11 protein-coding genes are annotated in these 21,094 nt (G+C 62.8%); 9 read left to right on the top strand and 2 right to left on the bottom strand.

Going from position 1 to position 21,094, the window contains the following annotated elements; translation table 11 throughout:
• Nucleotides 1–23: 23 nt before the first annotated feature.
• The 7 genes from PSV26_RS00405 to PSV26_RS00375 all read left to right on the top strand — a co-directional run bounded on the left by PSV26_RS00405 (nucleotide 24) and on the right by PSV26_RS00375 (nucleotide 6,127).
• Entirely contained in the window at nucleotides 24–506 is a 483-nt protein-coding gene (locus PSV26_RS00405) for a MarR family transcriptional regulator (protein WP_300517269.1), read from the top strand.
• On the top strand, nucleotides 503–1,357 hold the full coding sequence (locus PSV26_RS00400; RefSeq protein ID WP_300566391.1) for an enoyl-CoA hydratase family protein: 855 nt from the start codon (nucleotides 503–505) through the stop codon (nucleotides 1,355–1,357). The genes PSV26_RS00405 and PSV26_RS00400 overlap by 4 nt, the downstream gene beginning before the upstream one ends.
• A gap of 1 nt (nucleotide 1,358) precedes the next feature.
• Entirely contained in the window at nucleotides 1,359–2,528 is a 1,170-nt protein-coding gene (locus PSV26_RS00395; RefSeq protein ID WP_300517263.1) for an acyl-CoA dehydrogenase family protein, read from the top strand.
• A complete protein-coding gene (locus PSV26_RS00390) occupies nucleotides 2,525–4,150 on the top strand; it encodes an AMP-binding protein (RefSeq protein ID WP_300566389.1) in 1,626 nt (541 codons plus the stop codon). The genes PSV26_RS00395 and PSV26_RS00390 overlap by 4 nt, the downstream gene beginning before the upstream one ends.
• 7 nt (nucleotides 4,151–4,157) lie before the next feature.
• Nucleotides 4,158–4,601, top strand: coding sequence for a thioesterase family protein (locus PSV26_RS00385; protein ID WP_300566387.1), 444 nt, complete (start codon nucleotides 4,158–4,160; stop codon nucleotides 4,599–4,601).
• Entirely contained in the window at nucleotides 4,598–4,993 is a 396-nt protein-coding gene (locus PSV26_RS00380; protein ID WP_300566384.1) for a RidA family protein, read from the top strand. Before PSV26_RS00385 ends, PSV26_RS00380 begins: the two co-directional genes overlap by 4 nt.
• 162 nt (nucleotides 4,994–5,155) lie before the next feature.
• On the top strand, nucleotides 5,156–6,127 hold the full coding sequence (locus tag PSV26_RS00375) for a response regulator (protein ID WP_300566381.1): 972 nt from the start codon (nucleotides 5,156–5,158) through the stop codon (nucleotides 6,125–6,127).
• A 150-nt stretch (nucleotides 6,128–6,277) separates the two neighbouring features.
• On the opposite strand, the gene PSV26_RS00370 is transcribed toward PSV26_RS00375, so the two are convergent.
• On the bottom strand, nucleotides 6,278–8,512 hold the full coding sequence (locus PSV26_RS00370; protein ID WP_300566378.1) for a TolC family outer membrane protein: 2,235 nt from the start codon (nucleotides 8,510–8,512) through the stop codon (nucleotides 6,278–6,280).
• 315 nt (nucleotides 8,513–8,827) lie between these two features.
• Between PSV26_RS00370 and PSV26_RS00365 the strand changes: the two genes are divergently transcribed.
• Both PSV26_RS00365 and PSV26_RS00360 read left to right on the top strand, forming a co-directional pair.
• The gene (locus PSV26_RS00365) at nucleotides 8,828–9,490 is read left to right on the top strand and encodes a transglutaminase-like cysteine peptidase (RefSeq protein WP_300517248.1); all 663 of its coding nucleotides are present in this window, start codon (nucleotides 8,828–8,830) and stop codon (nucleotides 9,488–9,490) included.
• Nucleotides 9,491–9,537: 47 nt separating this feature from the next.
• Nucleotides 9,538–11,445 (top strand): LapD/MoxY N-terminal periplasmic domain-containing protein, encoded by a 1,908-nt coding sequence (locus tag PSV26_RS00360; protein WP_300517245.1) that lies wholly within the window; start codon nucleotides 9,538–9,540, stop codon nucleotides 11,443–11,445.
• A gap of 84 nt (nucleotides 11,446–11,529) precedes the next feature.
• Here the strand turns inward: PSV26_RS00360 and PSV26_RS00355 are convergent.
• On the bottom strand, nucleotides 11,530–21,094 hold a 9,565-nt coding region (locus PSV26_RS00355), incomplete at its 5' end, for a VCBS domain-containing protein (RefSeq protein WP_300566375.1).

The following is a 21,094-nucleotide window of genomic DNA, read 5'->3' as shown; positions in this document are numbered from 1 at the left end:
AATAGTGAATCAGGAGAGATGCCATGGACATGGAAGCACGAGGCCACCGCGAACACCCGGAAGCGCTGCGCCTGTGGTTGCGCCTGCTGACCTGCACCCAGCTGATTGAAAAGCAGGTGCGCGGCCAACTGCGCGAGCAGTTCGACACCACGCTGCCGCGCTTTGATTTGATGGCGCAGCTCGAGCGCAATCCCGACGGGCTGAAGATGAACGAGCTGTCGCGCCGCATGATGGTCACCGGCGGCAACGTCACCGGCATCACCGACCAGCTGGTGGCCGAAGGCCTGGTCGAACGCATGGACGTCGAGGGCGACCGCCGTGCCTACCGCGTGCGCCTGACCTCCCGCGGCCGCAAGACCTTTGACGAGATGGCGCGCCAGCATGAAGGCTGGATCGTCCAGGCCTTTGGCGGCCTGTCACCGCGCGAAATCGACACCCTGCACAAGCTGCTGGGCAAAGTCAAACAGCACCAGACCGATCTGAACCAGGAAATGGAAAACGCATGAAACACTACATTGGCCCCAGCAACCCCATGCACGCGCAGTTCAATGCGCTGGCCGGTTACCAGGCACGCCACTTTGCCTATGCTTTTGAGGCCGGTGTGGTCACCCTGAGCCTGAACCGTCCGGAACGCAAGAACCCGCTGACGTTTGATTCCTATGCCGAGCTGCGCGACCTGTTTCGCGCGCTGAACAGCGCCACCGACGTCAAGGTCATCGTGCTGACCGGCGCCGGGGGCAACTTCTGCTCGGGCGGCGATGTGCATGAAATCATCGGCCCGCTGACCAAAATGGCCATGCCCGAACTGCTGGAGTTCACCCGCATGACCGGTGACCTGGTCAAGGCCATGCGCCTGTGTCCACAGCCCATCGTCGCCGCGATTGACGGCATCTGCGCCGGGGCCGGTGCGATGATGGCGCTGGCCGCCGACATGCGCCTGGGCACGGCGCAGGCCAAAACCGCTTTCCTGTTCACGCGTGTGGGCCTGGCCGGCGCCGACATGGGTGCCTGCGCCCTGCTGCCGCGCCTGATCGGCCAGGGCCGTGCGTCCGAGCTGCTGTTCACCGGCCGTGCCATGACGGCGCAGGAGGGTCTGCAGTGGGGCTTTTTCAACGCCCTGCACGAACCCGCCGAACTGCTGGGCAAGGCGCAGGCGCTGGCCGCCGATCTGGCCGCTGGTCCAACCTTTGCCCACGGCATGACCAAAACCATGCTGCACCAGGAGTGGGCCATGACGCTGGACCAGGCGATTGAAGCCGAAGCCCAGGCGCAGGCGATCTGCATGCAGACGAAAGACTTCACGCGCGCCTACGACGCCTTTGCCGGCAAACAGAAACCGGTGTTCCAGGGAGACTGATGTGAAAGCCGATACCCGACACCTGGCATTGCCGTTTTTTGGCGATGCGCACCGCACCCTCGGCGAGCAACTTGCGGCCTGGGTGCCCGCCCAGCAAGTTGACGAAAGTGACGACAGGCGCGCCTGCAAAGAGTGGGTGCGTCTGCTCGGCGACGGCGGCTGGCTGCGCTACTGCGTTCCCGCCAGCGCCGGCGGGGCGATGGACAAGCTTGATTCGCGCGCGCTGGTGATCCTGCGCGAAACCCTGGCCTTTCACTCCCCGCTGGCCGACTTTGCGTTTGCCATGCAGGGCCTGGGCAGCGGCGCCATCACCCTGGCGGGCACACCAGCGCAGCAGGCCGCCTACCTGCCCGCAGTCGCACGCGGCGACAAGATCGCCGCCTTTGCGCTGAGCGAACCCGACGCCGGTTCGGACGCCGGCGCCATGACGACCAGCGCCGGCCCTTCCGATGGCGGCTGGGCCCTCAACGGCAGCAAGACATGGATCAGCAACGGTGACATCGCCGACTTTTACGTGACCTTCGCCAAGACCGACCGCGAAGCCGGCACACGCGGCATCACCGCCTTCATCGTGGACGCCGGCAATCCCGGCCTGGACAGCAGCGAGCACATCGCGGTGATGGCGCCGCACCCGCTGGCCACGCTGAAGTTTGCGCACTGCAAACTCCCCGGCGAGGCGCAGCTGGGCGCGCTCAACGGCGGCTTCAAGCTGGCGATGCAGACGCTGGACATTTTCCGCGCCTCGGTCGCCGCCGCCGCGCTGGGCATGGCGCGCCGCGCACTGTTCGAGGCGGTGCGTTTCTCGCGCGAGCGCAAGATGTTCGGCCAGACCCTGGCCGACTTCCAGCTGACGCAGGCCAAAATCGGCGAGATGGCAGCCCTGATCGATGCGGCCGCCCTGCTCACTTATCGCGCCGCCTGGCTGCGCGATGACAGCGAAGCCAGCGGTGCCGGCAAGCGCATCACTGCGGAAGCGGCGATGGCCAAGATGACGGCCACGGAAAATGCCCAGCGCGTGATCGACATGGCCCTGCAGATGCACGGTGGCCTGGGCGTGAAAGTCGGCACCAAGGTCGAAAGCCTGTACCGCGACATCCGCTCGCTGCGCATCTACGAAGGCGCGACCGAAGTCCAGCAACTCATCATTGGCAAGGCGGTATTGCAATCATGAGCACCCCCTCCCACCCTTCCGTCCAGACCGACCGCTTCGTGCATGATCGCCTGCCGCCTGCGGACCAGTGGCCGCAGATGTGCTATGACTTGCCGGAGCTGCAGATTCCAGCGCAGGCCAACCTGGTGGACGTGCTGTTCGAGCGTGCTGACCAGCGCGGCCTGTCGGACCGACCTTTCCTGCGCTCCGACAAGATCAACCTGACCTATGCCGACGCCCACGAACGCGTCAGGCACATCGCCCAGGTGCTGACCGAAGACCTGCAGCTGGTGCCCGGCAACCGTGTGCTGCTGCGCGGCGGCAACACCATCGGCATGGCGCTGGCCTGGCTGGGTGTGGTGAAGGCCGGGCTGGTGGCCGTGGCCACCATGCCGTTGCTGCGCGCCAAGGAGCTCGGCGAAATCATCGCCAAGTCCCAGGCCACGGTGGCCCTGTGTGATGCCAGCCTGCTGGCCGAGCTGCAGGCCGCGCGCGACCTGAACCCGACGCTCGCCACCCTTGTTCCCTTCAACCTGAACGAGCCCGGTTCGCTCGCCGTGCGTGCCGCCGGCAAGGATGGCCAGTTCGCGCCCTGCCTGACCTCGGCCGACGACATCGCGATGATGGCCTTCACCTCCGGCACCACGGGCACGCCAAAAGCCGCGGTGCACACCCACCGCGACGTACTCGCCGCCTGCGAGGCCTGGCCGCGCCATGTGCTCCAGGCCACGCCGGAAGACATCGTGATGGGCTCGCCGCCGCTGGCCTTCACCTTCGGCCTGGGCGGCATGCTGGTCTTCCCGATGTGGGCGGGCGCCTCGGTGTATTACCCCGGCATCCCCTACACCCCGGAAGCCATGGTCAAGCTCATCAACCAGGTGGGCGCCACCATCTGCTACACCGCCCCCACCTTCTACCGCCAGATGGCCTCCTTTGCGAAGCAGCATGGCGTACCGACGCTGCGCATCTGTGTCAGCGCCGGTGAGGGACTGCCCGACGCCACGCGCCAGCTCTGGAAGGACGCGACCGGCATCGAGATGACGGACGGCATAGGCGCGACCGAGATGTTCCACATCTTCATTTCCGCTGCACCGGCCGATGTGCGCCGCGGTGCCATCGGCAAGGTGGTACCCGGCTACACGGCGAAGGTCGTGGATGACGAAGGCCGGGAAGTCCCGCGCGGCACCATTGGCAAACTGGCGGTCATCGGGCCCACCGGCTGCCGCTACCTCGACGACGAACGTCAGGCAAAGTATGTGAAGGACAGCTGGAACTACCCGGGAGACGCTTTCCTGCAGGACGCCGACGGTTACTTCTTCTTCCAGTCCCGGGCCGACGACATGATCATCACCTCGGGCTACAACGTGGGTGGCCCTGAGGTGGAAGATGCCCTGCTCAAACACCCGGCGGTGGCCGAATGCGGCGTGATCGGCGAACCCGACGAGGAGCGCGGCATGATCGTCAAGGCCTTTGTCGTGCTCAAGCCCGGCCAGGAAGCTGGCGAAGCCATGACCCGGCTGCTGCAGGACCACGTGAAGACCACGCTGGCGCCGTTCAAGTACCCCCGCCGGATTGAGTTCGTGAGCAGCCTGCCGCGCACGGAGACCGGAAAACTCCAGCGCTTCAAGCTGCGCCAGAAATGAGACAGGCATGAAGTTCACCACCCAGAAGCTGATCCGCTTTCACCACTGCGACCCTGCAGGCATTGTTTTTTACCCGCAATACTTTTATCTGCTGCATGAGGCGCAGGAAGATTTTCTGGCCCACATCGGTTTTCCCGAGCACGAGATGATTGCCGGTGGTCTGGGCGTGCCCATCGTGGACATGAAAACTGAGTTTCTCGGCATGTGCCGCTATGGCGACAAGGTCGACATCGAACTCAGCCTGACCCGTCTGGGCCACACCAGCATCGGCATGCACTATGAAATTCATAGCGACTTGCGCAATGAAGACAAGGGCCAGAGCCTTAAATTGCGTGCAAACGCGGTGGTCGTCTGCGCCGAGATCCCCAACGGCAAGGCTTTGCGCATCCCTGAGGGATGGCGCGAGGCGATGCGGCCTTATCTGCAATCCCCCCTGGAAGAAAAGTCATGATGAAACTATTGCAGCCGGACGGCTGGACCGCCCCCAGGGGTTATGCCAACGGCGTGATGGCCAGAGGCGCGCTGATTTTCGTAGGCGGGCAGATCGGCTGGAACGCACAACAACAATTTGAAAGCGACGACTTCATCGTCCAGACCCGCCAGGCCCTGCAAAACATTCTGGCCGTGCTGCAGGCCGGCGGCGCGGGGCCAGAGCACATGGCACGCATGACCTGGTATGTGGTGAACCGCCTGGAATACATCACACGGCTCAAGGAGCTGGGCACGGTGTACCGCGAAGTGATGGGCAAAAACTTTCCGGCCATGACCTGCGTGGAAGTCTCCGCGCTGGTGGAAGAGCGCGCCCGCATCGAAATTGAAGTGACGGCGGTCCTGCCGGATTGAGCTGTTGGCCCTTGCCCCGAAAGCCGGCAGAGAGGCAGGCCGGTCGACGGAGTTTTCGGGGCTTTTGGGCTTAAGATGAGGGCGGATTGGCAACGTTGATGTCGACGTGGCTGGAGATTTACATGAACCCCCTCCGACTCACACTCACCAGGCTTTCATTTCATGGCTGATCAGACATCCGGTTTCAAGCAGACCACACCCGAGCCCGAATTCGGCCTGGCCGAAGCCCAGCGACGAATGCAGCTGCAGCTGATGGAAATGACCGGGGTGGCCCAATCCGTCTTCCACCTGGAAAGCCAGCAGCTCAGCTGGAACCCGCGCGCCTATCAGCTGTTTGGCCTGCCTGCGGGCACCCCCATGACGCTGGAAACAGCCATGGGCCTGGTGTATCCGGACGACCTGGACCTGTTGGTCAGGGCGCGCGACCAGTTGCGCAAGAGCCCGGGCGCGATCGAACTGGACTACCGCGTCATCCGCCCCGATGGCGGCCTGGTGGACGTGTATGCCCTGCTCTATCTGGAGTCCGATGCCCAGGGCCGACCGCTGGCCTATATCGAAATGAGCCTGGACGTGACCGAGCGCAAACGGGTGGAAAACGCCCTGCTCCAGTCTGCGCGGCTGTGCCGGGCACTGGACCTGGTGTCCACCGATGGTTACTGGGAGCAGAGCGCCACCGCGCAGGGCGCCAGCCCGGCAGACACACTGTCGGCACCCCTGCAGATTCCCAAGGCTGCCAGCCACAGCTTGCGGCGAAAAATGCGGGTGCTGTATGTCGAGGACAACATGTACAACCTCATGCTGTTTGACGACGTGATGCGAACACGCGACGACGTCGAGGTCCGCATGGCACAAAACGGTGCCCAGGGCTTTGAGGTGGCCGGCAGCTGGTTGCCTGATGTGCTGGTGCTCGATGGCCGCCTGCCGGACACCCACGGGATTGATCTGCTCAAACGCATTCAGGAGATCCCCGGTTTGCGGTCAACGCCGGCCTTCATGTGTTCGGCCGACACCCAGCCGGAGCACAAGATCCTTGCCGAGCAGGCGGGATTTTCCGGCTATTGGACCAAGCCGGTGGACTTTGACAAGGTGTTCGACGAGCTCGACCGGGTGGCAGCCGAAACCGATCTGGGCTAGGAACCTGCTCCGGCGCCTGTTGGCGAGCGCGTACCCCGGCTGAACCGCCCCAGGAAGCCGCGCTCGCCGACGCGGACGGCCCGCAGTGAAGCCTGCCGCGCGTGCACTCCATCTGACAAATCTTCGCCCGTCTCCGGGTCGCTCGGGGAATTACTGGATGCCCTGCACCGGCGTCACGGAGCTCTCACGCACGATCAGCCAGCGGTCACCCACCCGGACCCATTGCAGGGTTTTGGTCACCACGTCCCGGTAGTTGGCCGAGCGGTAGGTCTGCCGGAATGTCGCCGTTGCGTGGCTAGCGTCGGGCGTGGCGACGGACAGGTCGCTCACTTCCACCGAAATATCGACGGCACGCGCCAGCACCGCCTTGCGCTTTTCTATCCATGCGTCCCGGCCACCTTCGTTGGATGGCACGAAGCCCGGTGCATAAAAACCAAGGTAAGCGTCCACGTCGCGTTTTGACCAGGCCGCGCGCCAGGCTTCCAGAGCAGTGCTGATCTCGCTGCTGCTGCCAGCTTCCGGCACTGCGGTCGGCACCGGCGCCGCAACGGGTGCCGGCTTCGGCGCAGCTACGGGGGATGTCGGCTGCACGGCGGACCTGGCAGCTGGCGCATTGGCCAAGGCCTGTTGCGCGGCACGCTCCCGCGCATTGGCCAGGGCCGTCTGCTGTTCCAGCGTCCGTCGGAGTTCGCTGTTTCCGGAACCAGCGGGCGGTGCCGCCGGCGCCGCGGTTGCAGGCGGTGCAGCCGGTGTGGCCGGTGCAGGGGCGGGGGCCGGACGACCGCCCGCCGGGGGCAAGGGCGTCACGGTGGGTGCAAAAACCTCCTGCACCGCGCGTTCGCGCGCGTTGAACAGGGCGGTCTCCTTCACCTGATCGGCGGCACGCTGGATCAAGGCGCTCTTGTCCACGACGTACACACTGACGGGTTCGGCCGGGCAGTGCTGGGAAGCGTCTTCTCCGTCGTTCCACTGATCCAGCCCGGGAAAGCCTCCCGTTTCGATTTTGGAAAGCTCGAGGGAAGCCAACAGGGTGCCCAGACCCGCCTGCGTTCTGGCGTATGCGATGTTGAGGTCCTGCTCGGCGTTGGCCACGGCACGTTTGGCCTGGAAAAGTTCGTTTTCCGTATCCAGCAAATCCAGCAGCGTACGCTGACCGATGTCAAATTGCTGGCGGTAGGCATTGCGCGCTTTCTCGACCGACAGCTTGTTCTGATCAAAATAGCCGATCTGTTCCTTGAGCTTGCGCTGATCGTTGTAAGCGATCAGCAGCGTTTGCCGGATGTCGCGACAGGTCTTGTCACGCAAATCCTTGGCCACATTGAGTTGCTCGGCAAACTGGCGCTCCTTTGCCCGGTCGCCGAAGCCGTTGAACAGGTTCCAGCTCATGATCACTTCAGCCACGGTGGCGTCGGTATTGCCCGTCACACCGTTCAGGTTGGCGCCCTGCTCGCGGCGCAAACGCAGATCGAATCGCGGCTGATAAGCACCACTGCGGGAGGCCAGCGCAGCATTGGAGGCGCGAACGTTTTCAATCGATGCACGCAAGGCACCATTACGCTGCTGCGCGCTGCGCACGGCCGCGGACGGGTCCTCCGGAATATCGCGCATCAACGGCGTAGGCAGAGGCATGTCCCGGGTTGGCATCAGGCCCACAATGCGCTGGAAACGCGCGGTGGTGTCGTGCAAATTGGAGGTCTCGGTCAGCAAGTTGGCCTCGGCCAGGGCCAGACGCGCGGAAATCTGCTCCAGATCGACGGCCCGCGCCACCTTCGCCTTGACGCGACGCTCCGTCTGGTCGAAAACCGAACGGTGCTGGACAAAATTGTCCTCGGCCAGGCGCAACAACTCCCGGTAACGCAAGACATCGTAATAGGCACGCGCCGCTTCGAGGGCCACACTCTCCGAGGTGTCAAAAAACTCAAACAGACGCACCAGCCGCGCATGATCGAGCCGCTTGATGTCGTTGCGCGTGGCAAAACCGTCATAAAGCAGTTGGGTGATGGTCAGGCTCGCCGAGTTGCGGTCAAAGCGGGTGCCAGTCGTGGTCGTGGCCGTCGCACTGCGCCGCTCCGCGCCACTGCCGGCGGCAAGATCGACCTTGGGCAACAAGGCACCGGCGCCAGCATCACGCTCACCGTCTGCGGCCTTGATGGTGTGCCAGCGCGCAAGAACTTCGGGATTGTTCAGCACCGCGTTCTGTACGGCTTCCTTGAGGGTCAGCGACTGGCCTGTTGCCTGGGCAAACGCCGGCGCCGGAAGCGCCAGCGCTAGGATCCCCAGTGCACCACCGGCAAGCATCAGCGCGACTACCGTGCTTTTCAGGCGGCAGTGCACAGCCATGCGCTGGCCATGCAAAAAAGCGCCGGCAACAGGAGGTGCCGGCATGGGCGCTCGCAAGTTCATGCAGTCCACAGCTTCGCCGTTACACTGACAGAAAGCCGCGTGCAGGCCGCAGCCGCCGGGGTCAGCATGGCAAAGCGTTCTGGTTGCTTTTCTGGCATCTTCTTACTCTTTGCTACAAGGTCGCGCGAGGCATATGACGGCTTCGTTATGAGCCGAATGACGAAAAATCATTCGAAATCAGGTTAACAAATCACCGTTAGTTACTGTTTTATATAGACATTTTCATATTAACGCAGGAATTTCCGAAGATCAATTAATATCCGGGCGATTTTCGCCATTGCGGCGAAAACGAAACACTTGAAGCATCTTCCCAAAGCCGCCCTGATTGTCGTGCTGCTCGTTCTCGGGGCGCTGAAGGTGGCCGCGGTTGATTTTGACCGTATGCAAAGCGTCCTGATCCAGCGCTTTGGCCCGACCGCCAGAGAAGCGTTTCGCGACTGGCAAAAACTCCTGCAGACCGGCGCCGATCAGCCAGCACCCGCCCAGCTCAAGCGGGTCAACGACTTTTACAACCACCGGATCAAGTTCGGCGAGGACCAGTCCATCTGGGGTCAAAGCGACTACTGGGCCACCCCCATGGAAACGCTGGGCAGAGGTGCGGGGGACTGTGAAGACTTCGCTATCGCCAAGTATTTCACGCTGTTGCTCCTCAACATTCCCGACGAGAAACTGCGCCTGATCTATGTGCAGGCCCGGCTGGGAGGCGTCAACAGCAGCATCAACCAGGCCCACATGGTGCTGGCCTATTACCCGTCCCCGGACGCCGAACCCCTGATTCTGGACAACCTGATTGGCGACTTGCTGCCTGCATCGCGCCGCCCGGACCTGCAGCCGGTATTCAGCTTCAACAGCCAGGGGCTCTGGCAAGGCGCTTCCGGTCCGAGAGGGGCCGGAGGCCCCGCCAATCTGACCCGCTGGCAGGAATTGCTCAAGCGCGCGCGCGCCGAAGGTTTTGATTGAATCCATTTAGAAAACGCTATAAAGAACTGTTCCGAGGGGAATCTTCCATGTCGATGTACCGCCAAATGTGGCTCGCAATCATTCTCAGCACGCTGCTCGCGCTGCTGGGTGGCCTGCTCGCGTCCACGCTGAACGCGCGAAGCTACCTGACAGAGCAGCTCAAGGCCAAAAATGCCGACAACGCCACCGCACTGGCACTGGCACTGAGTCAGCAGCGACCCGACGCGGTCATGGTCGAACTGGCGGTTTCGGCCCTCTTCGACAGCGGCCACTATGCCTCGATCCGCGTCGTGGACCCTCTTGGAAAAACCATTGTTGAGCGGAATGCGCCCGCCGCTGTACGCACGGTACCCGCCTGGTTTGTCCGGGCCCTGCCCCTGAACGCAACACCCGGACAGGCGCAGATCAGCAACGGCTGGACCCAGTTCGGCACCGTGACCCTCGTCAGCGACAGCCATTTTGCCTATCTGGCACTCTGGAAAAGCGTCGTGCAACTGGTGGTCGCCCTGGCCTTGTCGGGACTGCTTGGCGGTTTCCTGGGAGCCATGATCCTTCGACGCCTTCGCGAACCGCTACAACGGGTCATCAAGCAGGCCAGCGACATCAGCGAACGCCGCTTTGTGCTGATTGACGTGCCGGAAGTGCCGGAACTCAAACAACTGGCCCTGGCCATGAACAGCACGGTTTCCCGTCTCAAGACCATGTTTGCCGAAGAAGCGCAGCGCCTGGAGGTTCTTCGTATCAGCGCCAACTACGACCACCTCACTGGTCTGGCCAACCGGACCTTCTTTTTGACCCAGTTGCTGGACTCGCTCGACACCGAAGACGCCACGGGCGGCACGCTGCTGCTGGTACGTCTGGCCCATCTTTCCCGGCATCACCAGCGCCTGGGGACACCGGCCGTCAATGATCTCCTGAAAACCTTCGCCGCAGTGCTTGAACGGCACGCCGAGCAGGCCCACGCGGTGGCTGCACGCATCGGCGAATCCGATTTTGCGCTGCTGCTACCGGGCCAGACCGATGCGCACGACATGGCCCGCCAGCTGCTGGCGGCGCTGGTGAAGGCGAGTGCACCCCTGACCGGAAGCGGGCCGACCGCTTACATCGGCATGGGCAAGTTGCAACACGGACAGGACATGGCGGGCTTGATGGCCCAGGTCTCGGGTGCCCTGGTGGCGGCCGAGGCGACAGGCGACAACGCCATCCGGGAGGCCGGCGTCGAAACCACCAGCGAGGATGACCACCAAACCGCTGCCCTGATCAGGCAAGCCTTCGCCAACGGCAAGGTCCGCCAGCTCTCCTTCCCGGTGCTTGACCTGCAGGGCCATCTTGTCCACCGGCATTGCACCATGGAACTGATGCTCGATGGCACGCCAGCCTGGCAGCCCACCCGACACTTTCGGCAAATAGGCGAGACCTTTCAACTGATGCCGCTGATGGATCTGTCGGCTATCCGGCTGGCGCTTGGAACCCTGGGCAGCGAGCCGGGCTTGGCTGGCCTGGCGGTCAGCCTGTCGGCGCGCTCCTTCAGCGAGAAGGAATTTCGCTCGCGATTGCTGGACATTCTCATGAGCAACCAGGAAGCGGCGCGCCGCTTGCTACTGGAGGTGCCCGAAGCCGCGGCCGTCAAGCACATTGACAGCTTTCGCGATTTCGTCGCCGACATCAGGAAAACCGGAAGCCGTGTGGGCTTGGGCCAATTCGGCCGGCATTTCAGCGAGGTCGACGCCATGCACGATCTCGGGCTCGATTTCCTGAAGGTCGACGCCAGCTTCGTTCGGGGCCTGCAATACAGCACGGACAACCAGCTTTTCCTCAAGAGCCTGGCGAGCGCCGCCCACAAGATGGGCATGAAGGTATACGCCGATGGGGTGATCGACCGCGCGGAACTGGTGGCGCTGGAGGGAGCGGGCTTCGACGGAGCCTCGGGACCCGCCGTCAAAGAGCCTGCCTGACAAATCCCCGGTCACCGCCCTGGGAAAAGCCGCCGGATCAGAAAAAAACCGGCGGCTTCCTTTTTTTGCCAGCAACCAGGCGCGTCAGTCTGTATTGAGTTTTCCTCGGGTCAGCAAATCCTGAATCACCTGCTGGTCGGTGGTGTACACGCCAATCATGTCGACCCCGGACAACACAATCCTCTGATCCACAGCGCCCAGCACAACGCCCGAAGGCGCGCCCACGGCGTGTGGATCACCGGAGAAGCCGCCCGTGCTGCTGATGTGGACAATCGTGTCAGCACCCGACTTTTCAAAGTGCAGGAAATTCGCCAGATTGTCCTGTCCGAGCAGGGTTCCTGCGGTTTCGCCAACCAGAAGATCTCGCAGATCCAGGACATCCCCTCCCGCCGAGCGCGCGCCGAGATTGAAGTCGGTGATCGTATCGGTCACCGGCACGCCTGCCGTTCCGCCGTCGTTCAGCTCCCAGCGGAAGATGTCTGCACCCAGGCCGCCGGTCAGGATATCGGCCCCCTGACCGCCGATGATCAGATCACGCCCGTCGCCGCCGTTGATGGTGTCGTTGCCAGTCCCACCCACCAGCCGGTCATCGCCCGCGCCACCGTTGAGCGTGTCATTGCCGTCACCGCCGTACACGAAGTCTGAAGACGCTGTGAGCGTCGGCGTGTTGTTCGCGGCCGTTCCCTCATACGCGTTCGTAGCGGACACCAGACTGATCATCTGGTCTACCGCATGTACACCGTGGGTTGCAGTGACATCAATCAGCGCCGACTGGGTCGTGCCCACGCCGCTGACCGTCAGCCGGGTTGACAGATCCCAGGTGGAAAGATCTATCACCTGCGTCGGCCCGGTGGTGACCGTGGCACTGTGGCCCGCCCCGTCACTGATGGTCCAGCCGGTGAGCAGCCCATTGACCGTCAAGGTATCGAAAGCTCGTGCCTGCACGTCAAGCTGGAAGGTGGTGCCGTCATTGGCAATCGCTACGTCGTGATGACCCGACTCGACCTGCCAGACCGAGCGCACCTGTTCGGTGGTCAACACGGAGCTGTAAATGCGCAGGTCATCCACGGTCGCGTTCAGGTATTTGTCATTGTCGATCCGACGCGAGAAATCGGCATTCACGCCATTGGTAAAACCAATGCCGAACACATTGGTAATCGTACCGGAGAGACCACCCGCCGTGACATTACCCTCCAGCACGCCATCGACCCAGATCTGGGTCTGGCCGGTGACCGAATTGCGCGTCATGGCGACAAAATGCCAGGTGTCATCGGAGATCACCGTCGTGCTCTTGGCGCCCGTGGTATCCCCCACGTTCAAGCCAATGCGGCCGTTGTTGTCTATCCAACCCCACTGCGCATCGTTGACGGCACCATTTTGCTCGGAGCCAATCACGCTGGGGCGGTTCCAGCCGATATCGGCCCCGCCAAATTGAGCCGTGTCGGTTATCGCGTTTTGCGTGGTTTTGATCCAGAAGGACACCGTGGCAGAACCGGTGATGGGCGTCAATTCCACCGGATCCACAGCCAGGGACGCCCCCTTGCCATCGAACTGCAGCGCGGTCCCCGCGGTCCCCGCATGGCCTGCGACCCAGGTGGGCAGCGCGGCGCCATTGGCCGTGTTGGCGTCCGACAGCGTCCCCTTGATGTTTCTGAGCTCATTGACTGCCGGCACGCCAAAAGCTTCGTCAAAGGTCCACTGCCCGACGGGGCGGACAGACAGGATGGGCGCGCTGTCCAGGTCAAGAATGGTCGCCGTACCCACTGCAATGGAGTTGGAGATCGGGCCAGTTGACAGGTTGGCCGTCAACGTGAAGGTTTCCGAGCTCTCGATACTTCCATCGACCGTGGTGGGCGTACGCACCAACACGCTGGTCTTGCCGGCGGCAATCACCAGGCTGCCCGCATAGGCGGTCCAGGTGGTTCCGCCATTGATGGAATATTCCAGTCCCGGACCGTAGTCGGCGGCGGTGGCCGTCCCGTTGCCGGTGGTCAAGGTCACCGTCACGTCGTTGCCGGTCTGGGCGCCGAGCCGGATGTCGAACACCGCGTAATCGCCCTCGACAATCGTCGTGTTGCTGACGACGGCCAGCGAAGGCGGCGGGCTCGCAGAGAGGCCGCTGGTGAAGATATTGAAGGTCAGCGTCTGGGACGAACTCGCGCTTGTCCCGTTGGACCCTTCTGTACTCGTGACGGTCACCCCCAGGTCTACCCGGCCGGAATAGTCTTCCGGGAACACCAGATACGCGGCTGCAAGCGCCGCCGTCGGAATGGTGACCGAACCGTTGACCGGGTTGTAGGTCACACCACCGGAGACAATGCGCGAACCACCCGGCATGTTGGAGATGCGCAGCGACAGGGTTTCAGACCCATCTGCGTCCACCAGGCTTGTCGTGATCTTTCCGGCGAGCGATATCTGTGTGGTTGTTCCCGTCACCGAGTTGAGGTTGGTCGCATTGTCCTGCATCGCGCCCTGCGCCTGCACCAGCCGGATGTCATCGAAGTAGGCCCCCACGCCCTCACCGCTTTCGGCCGAGGACGTCCGGATGGTGATCGTGTGGTTGCCGGTTGTCGAGAAGTTGAACCCGGCGCGCACAGCCTCCCACACCAAAGCGGAATTGACTGCACCTGCGGCATAGGTGTACACGACCTCGCCAGCCGTTCCCGCATCCAGCACCACCTGGAAGCCGGTGCCCGCAACCGGCGCCGCATCCGGCGCGTAGTTCAGGCTCAGCTGGTACACGTCCGAGGTGTTGCTCACGTTGATGGTTCGTGTGATGCCCAGTGTCTGATAGTTCGGGTTGAGTGCCGAAACGCCATTGGCGGCGTTGTCCAGGTGCAGAAACACCTTTTGCGAATCGCCGCCTGTGGCGCTGCCAAGCATTCCGCCTGCAATGTAGGGCGTCCCACCCGATGTTGTGATCGCATCACCATCCGCATTGAAATAGAACTGGTTCACCTGGCGACCCGCGGAAGCGCCGGCCGTGTCCCCCGTCAGCGTTGTGAGCAGCGACCAGCCTTCAATGGGCGCCGTTCCCAGGGCATGGGTGGCATTGTTGGTGTCGTCGGCAGAACCGGCCAGCGGACCGACAGATTCCCAGTTGGTGTTAAACACCTCTGTGAACGAATTGACCACACTGAGGTTGGGCGCATCGGCCACCGCCGTGACATTGATGGTGGCCACGGTGCTGGCGCTGGTGGCGCTGGAATTATCGGTCGCGAAAAAGTTGAAATTGGTGCTGCCGGACCAGTTGGCCGTCGGCTTGAAGTAAAGCGTCAAGCCTCCAGAACTGGCGGTGTAAGCCACGCCGGTGGCTACCGCAATCGTCATCGCCGGATCGGTATACAACACCCCATTGGATGGCGTGCTGCTGAGCGTGAAGCTGGCCACCGTGCCGTTGGGATCCACCGCAGTCAGTGCCACAGCGATCCCGCCAGCCGCGTCCTCGTTGCCCGCCGCAGTGGTGACGCTCGCAATCGGATTACCCGAGGTCGCCATGTTGATGGTCGTGTTGGCCACATTGCTTGTCAATGCGCCATCCGTCACGCTGACCGTGAAGTTACGTGCCGTCAGGCTGGCGCCGGTGTTGGCGTTGGTAAAGGTGATGGCATTGAGTGCCGTCTGGTAATTGGCCAGGCTCGACGCCCCTGACAGGGTCACGATGTTGTTGTTCGCACCGCTGATCACGGCAGTGATGCCAAGACCGCCTGGAATGCCGGCCATCGACAACACATCACCGGTGAACCAGTTGGTCAAGGTGACGGTAGCGCCTGTCAGGTTGGTATTGTCCACATCAGTGATCAGGACATCGGAGTCAGCGATCTTGACCGGTGTGGGCGCAGGACCGGTGCTCCGGATGAAATAGGTCGAGAAGCCGGTGCCGGCCGCACTGGCGTCCAGGTCAAGGACCGGCGCATCGTTGACGGACACCACATTCACCGTCGTTGTTGCCACCGCGCTGCTGAAAGTTCCGTCACTCACCGACACCGTGATGCTTCGGGGTGTGGTGTTCGGGCTCTCTGATGAGTTGAGGTAAGTGATGGCCCGAAGCGCCGCAGCATAACTGGCGACAGGTGCCGAACCGGACAGGGTCAGGATGTTGTTGTTGGGGCCGGAGAACGTGTAGGTGATTCCGGCCGCAATCGAACCAATCGAGAGGCTGTCTCCAGCCTGCCAGTTGGTTAGTGTGATGACGGCACCGGACAGATTGGTGTTGTCGTCCGCCAGCACCTGGGTGGCCGCTGTGATGGGCACGCCCGCACCGTTTTCGGTGTAGGAAGTGACATAACCCGTCCCCCCCGTTCCTCCATCCAGATCCAGCGTGGGGGCGACGTCGTTGACCGAGACCACCGTGACCATCGAGCTTATCGACAGCGTCGCGGTGTCCACGCCGCCGCTGGCCGTCCCGCCGCTGTCCTTGATCTGCGTGAGCGTGAATGTCCGGTCACCGGCACCGGGGTCGTTCACGTTGGTGTTCTGGTAGGTGATGCCGTTGACCAGAGTCTGCGCGGCAGCAGTTGACAGCGTGCCGCCCGTCAACACCACTGTGGCGACGCCGCTCGTCACCGTGACCGTATAACCCAGCCCATTGGTGACGGTGGTGCCGGAGCTGTTGGCGCCCAGCGTGATGGTTCTGCCGTCGACCACAATCGATTCGCTGGCGCCGTCAAGGAGACCCGTGACCGTGAAGGTCATACCCGTGATGCTTTGCCCCGCCTCGATCGTGCTGGCTGCCGCACTGCTGAATACAGCCACCGCGGCAGATTGAATGGCTCCCACCCCTTCGGTGAAAGTCGGGCTCAACGCCGTCGCGGTCAAGGTCGGCGCATCGTTGATATCAATCGCGCTGATGGACACCGTGTCTGTTGCGCTGGAAAAAGCGGTGGTTCCACCGTTGGAACTGGTATTCACTTTGGTGGCGGCTTCGCCGGACGTGGTGTCCCACGCCCGGATGGTGAGACCGTCGGCCACCGTGCCTGAAAAGCCCGGTGCGGGCTGAAAATAAACCCGCGTGTTGCCGTCGGAAGCCAGCAACAAAGCACTCGTGTCACTCACGGACCCCATGGCTCGCCACGTCGTGCCACCGTCGGTCGTGAAGTACCAGGTGCCACTGGTGGCATTGGTCCCCGTGATGGCGACACCCTTGACCGAGCCAGCATCCACATCGGTAGCGCCGCCCACCAGCGTCGAGACCAGGCTGCCCACGGCGCCGGTGGGAGCCGCTGCGTTCTGATTGACTGACCCCAGGGTGAGGACGGAGTCGGCCAGCACTGGTGCGTCGTTGACAGGGTTGACGATGACTGTTGCGGTCTGGTTTACGGTCAACGCGGTCGCGTCGCCGGCCTTAAAGTTGAAAGTCGAAGTGCCGTTGTAGTCAGCATTCGGCCTGAAGTACAGGGTCAAACTGTTGCCAGTAGCCGTGTAACTGGTGTTTAACGCCACAGCAAGTGTGAACGCTGCATCTCTGAACAGGGTTCCGCCTGCAGGAAAGCTGGCCACTTGAAAACGCGTGATCGCAGTGTCATCAGTACCAGTCAGCGTGATAGGGATATAGGCAGCATCCTCATCGCCCGACGCACCCGCGACAATGGCTATGGGGGCAGTGGAAGTTGAGAATACGATAGATGTTGTCGCGGTATTGCTTGTAGCGCCTTGTGCATCCGTCACGGTGATGTCCACGCTCCGTGTACGGGCTCGATTTGCGCTGACGTTGTCGAAAGTAACCTCTCTTAGGGCTGCCTGGTATTCCGCCAAGTTCGCGGTCTGCCCGCCAATGGTGCTGATGACCAGCGTCCCCGTCCCCGCGTTATAGGTACTGGTGAATTTGCTTGGATTGATGTTGTTGAATGCAAGAGAATCGGTTCCCCTGTCATTGAAGTTGGTGCTGATATCGATCGTTACGCTTGCAATGTTCTGGGTATCGACATCCGTGATGAGAACGTCGGTATCCACAATTTTTACCGCAGCGCGCCCGCCCGCATAGATGTAGGTCGTTGTATAGCCATCGCCACCCGCACTCGCATCCAGATCCAGAACGGGCGCGTCGTTGTTGGCCACAACCGTAACCGTCGATACCACAGCCGGAGCGGAAGCATCCAAGCCGCCATTCAGGGTACCGCCACTGTCCTGAATCTGGGTCAGGGTGAACGTCCGCACGCCGGCAGTCGGGTTATCGACAGCCGTGTTGGCGTAGCTGATGGTATTGACCAGCGTCTGTGCCTGCGCGGCCGTCAGGGAAGCGCCGCTCAGGGTCACGGTTGCGGTGCCACCGCTCACCGTTGAGGTGAAGACAAGGCCGTTGGTCGTTGTCCAGCCTGCGACACTAGCTCCTAAATTGATAGTACGTCCATCCACCACAATGGTTTCGTTGGCGCCGTCCTGCAAGCCGCTGACAGTGAAAGTCAGGCTGGTGATACTCTGGCCACTTTCGACGGTGCTCACGGCAGCGCCGTTGAATACCAGGGCCGACGGCGCCTGATCGCCGGCCGCAGCCGTCTCGGTCACGGTCAGATTGCGCGCTGTCGCCGTCAGCGTGGGGGCATCATTGAGAGGAACCACGTTGACGGTAGAGGAAACCGACAGAGCGGTGGTGTCCACGCCGCCATTGGTGGTTCCGCCACTGTCCTTGACCTGGGTCAGGGTGAACGTGCGGTTGCCGGCAGTCGGCTCGTTGACATTGGTGTTCTGGTAGGAAATGCCGTTGACCAGAGTCTGCGCGGCCGCAGCCGACATGGAGCCGCCGAGCAGCGCCACCGTCGCGACACCTCCACTGACCGTGACGATATAGCCCAGCCCGTTGGTCACCGTGGTTCCCGAACTGCTGGCCGCCAGAGTGATGGTCCTGCCATCAACCACAATCGATTCATTGGCACCGTCAAGCAGACCACCGACCGTGAACGTCAGCCCGGTGATGTTCTGGCCCACCTCGACGGCACTTACCGTTGCGCCACTGAACACCGAAACAGGCCCTGCCTGGGCCAGACCAGAACCCTCTGTGAAGTTAGGACTGACCGCCGAAACGGTCAGTGTCGGCGCATCGTTGACGGGCGTGACCGTTACATTGACGTTGGCGGTTTCTGTGGCGCCGCCGGAGGTAACCGTGTAGGTGAATGTAGGAACCGCACCGTTGAAGTTGGCCGCCGGCGTAAACACCAGTTGACCGCCCACCAAGGCAACACTGCCATTGGTCACCGCGACCGCAGCTCCGCCGTCCGTGATTGCGCTTCCGTTGACTGCCGTGATGGTTCTTCCTGCATTCTCGAACGTATCGTTGCCCAGAACGTTGATCGTTACCGCGGTGTCTTCCAGCGTTGTTGCCGCATCGGCTGTGATATCAACCACCGGCGTCACCGTCACGGTCACGGTGTCGCTGTCGGTTGTTGTTCCGTCGCTGGTCAATACCGTCAGGGTCGCGGCACCATGGTAGTCGGCGGTGCTGGTATAACTCAACCCGTTCAAGGCGCCATTGATCGCTGCTGCTGTCCCGCTGATGGTCACGCTTCCGCTGCCATTATTGGTGATGGTGGCGCCTGCAAAGGCAAGCGCCGTCAGGGTCCCGTTGGTCACACTGACCGTCGTCGTCAGCGTGCCGCTGTCCACGTCGGACACCGTGATCGCATTGCCATTGGCCGTGCTGAACACCCTGCTGGCATCTTCGGCCATAGTCTGCCCGCCGGGCACGGTATTGAGCGGTGTGTCGTCGACCGAGACCACATTGACCGTTTTACTGGCGACCGTGCTCAGGTTGTTCAGCGCCTGCCCGTCGTTGACAACGTAATTGATCGTCCTGACTGCTGTGGACGGGGTTTCGCTGGTATTGGTGTAAGTCACACTGCGCAGGGCAGCCTGGTATTGCGCAACCGTCGCGGTACCGCTGAGGGTCAACACACCGGTGGTCGCGTTGTAGCTGCCTGTGATTCCACCCATGGTGGCGAAGCCCAGGACATCCTGACCCGTTGCGAAACCGGCTCCAATCGAGACCGTCGCTCCTGTCAGGTTGGTGTTGTCCACATCACTGACGGTGATGCCACCATCAATCACCACCGGCGTTGAAGTGACGTTATTGCCTTCGGAGAAGGTCGTCGCACCACCACTCACCGTGCCAATGGGTCGGTCGTTGGCGCCGTTGAGCGTCACCGTCAGGGTCTGCGTGGCTGTCGCGCCGGCCGCATCGGTGACCGTTGCCGTGAACACGTCGGTCGGGTTGCTGCCCGCCGGCAGGGCGTTGACCGCCGCCGCGTTGACCACGTAGGTGTAGCCGCCTGTCGAGGCGTTCAGCGTCAAGGTGCCGTACGTTCCGACCTGGCTGGTGCCACCACCGACGCTCCAGGTCTTGGTGTCTGCCGTGTCCACATCGGTGGCCGTGAAGCTGCCCGTCAGGCTGGTGAAGGTGTCGGCTGCCGCCGTGTCCGTCACCGCAGCGGCAATCGCGCCCGAGGCCACCGGCGCGTCGTTGGCGCCCTGGATCGTGATCACCAGGTTGGCCGTGCTGGTCGCCCCGGCCGTGTCCCTCATCGTGTAGGTGAAGGTGTCCGTCAGAGTGTTGCTCGCCGTCCTCAGGGCGTTGACCGTGGCGTTGGCGTTGTTGACGACGTAGCTGTAGCTGCCGTCGGCATTCAAGGTCAAGGTCCCGTAAGTGCCCACCAGGGCGTTGCCTACGTTGCCGGCCACGCCAGCGACCGCGCTCACCGTCTTGGTGTCGCCCGTGTCCACGTCCGTGTCGTTGCTCAAGACGTTGCCCGTGGCGTTGCTGCCCGCGCCCGTTCCGGCTTCCACCGCCGTGCCGGTATCGGCCACCGCCACCGGGCCGTCGTTGCTGCCCTGGATGGTGATCACCAGGTTGGTGGTGCTGGTCAACCCGCCTGCGTCGCGCATGGTGTAGGCGAAGGTGTCGGTCACAGTGTTGCTCGCCGTCCTCAGGGCGTTGACCGTGGCGTTGGCGTTGTTGACGACGTAGCTGTAGCTGCCGTCGGCATTCAAGGTCAAGGTCCCGTAAGTGCCCACCAGGGCGTTGCCTACGTTGCCGGCCACGCCAGCGACCGCGCTCACCGTCTTGGTGTCGCCCGTGTCCACGTCCGTGTCGTTGCTCAAGACGTTGCCCGTGGCGTTGCTGCCCGCGCCCGTTCCGGCTTCCACCGCCGTGCCCGCATCCACCACTGCCACCGGCGTGTCGTTGGCGCCGTTGAGCGTGACCGTCAGGGTCTGCGTGGCTGTCGCGCCGGCCGCATCGGTGACCGTTGCCGTGAACACGTCGGTCGGGTTGCTGCCCGCCGGCAGGGCGTTGACCGCCGCCGCGTTGACCACGTAGGTGTAGCCGCCTGTCGAGGCGTTCAGCGTCAAGGTGCCGTACGTTCCGACCTGGCTGGTGCCACCACCGACGCTCCAGGTCTTGGTGTCTGCCGTGTCCACATCGGTGGCCGTGAAGCTGCCCGTCAGGCTGGTGAAGGTGTCGGCTGCCGCCGTGTCCGTCACCGCAGCGGCAATCGCGCCCGAGGCCACCGGCGCGTCGTTGGCGCCCTGGATCGTGATCACCAGGTTGGCCGTGCTGGTCGCCCCGGCCGTGTCCCTCATCGTGTAGGTGAAGGTGTCCGTCAGAGTGTTGCTCGCCGTCCTCAGGGCGTTGACCGTGGCGTTGGCGTTGTTGACGACG

This window comes from Polaromonas sp. (assembly GCF_029945685.1).
In the GTDB taxonomy this organism is placed as follows: Bacteria; Pseudomonadota; Gammaproteobacteria; order Burkholderiales; family Burkholderiaceae_C; genus Polaromonas.
The sequence above is the reverse complement of the archived record's forward strand: the minus strand, read 5'-3'. Positions and strand labels throughout refer to the sequence as shown.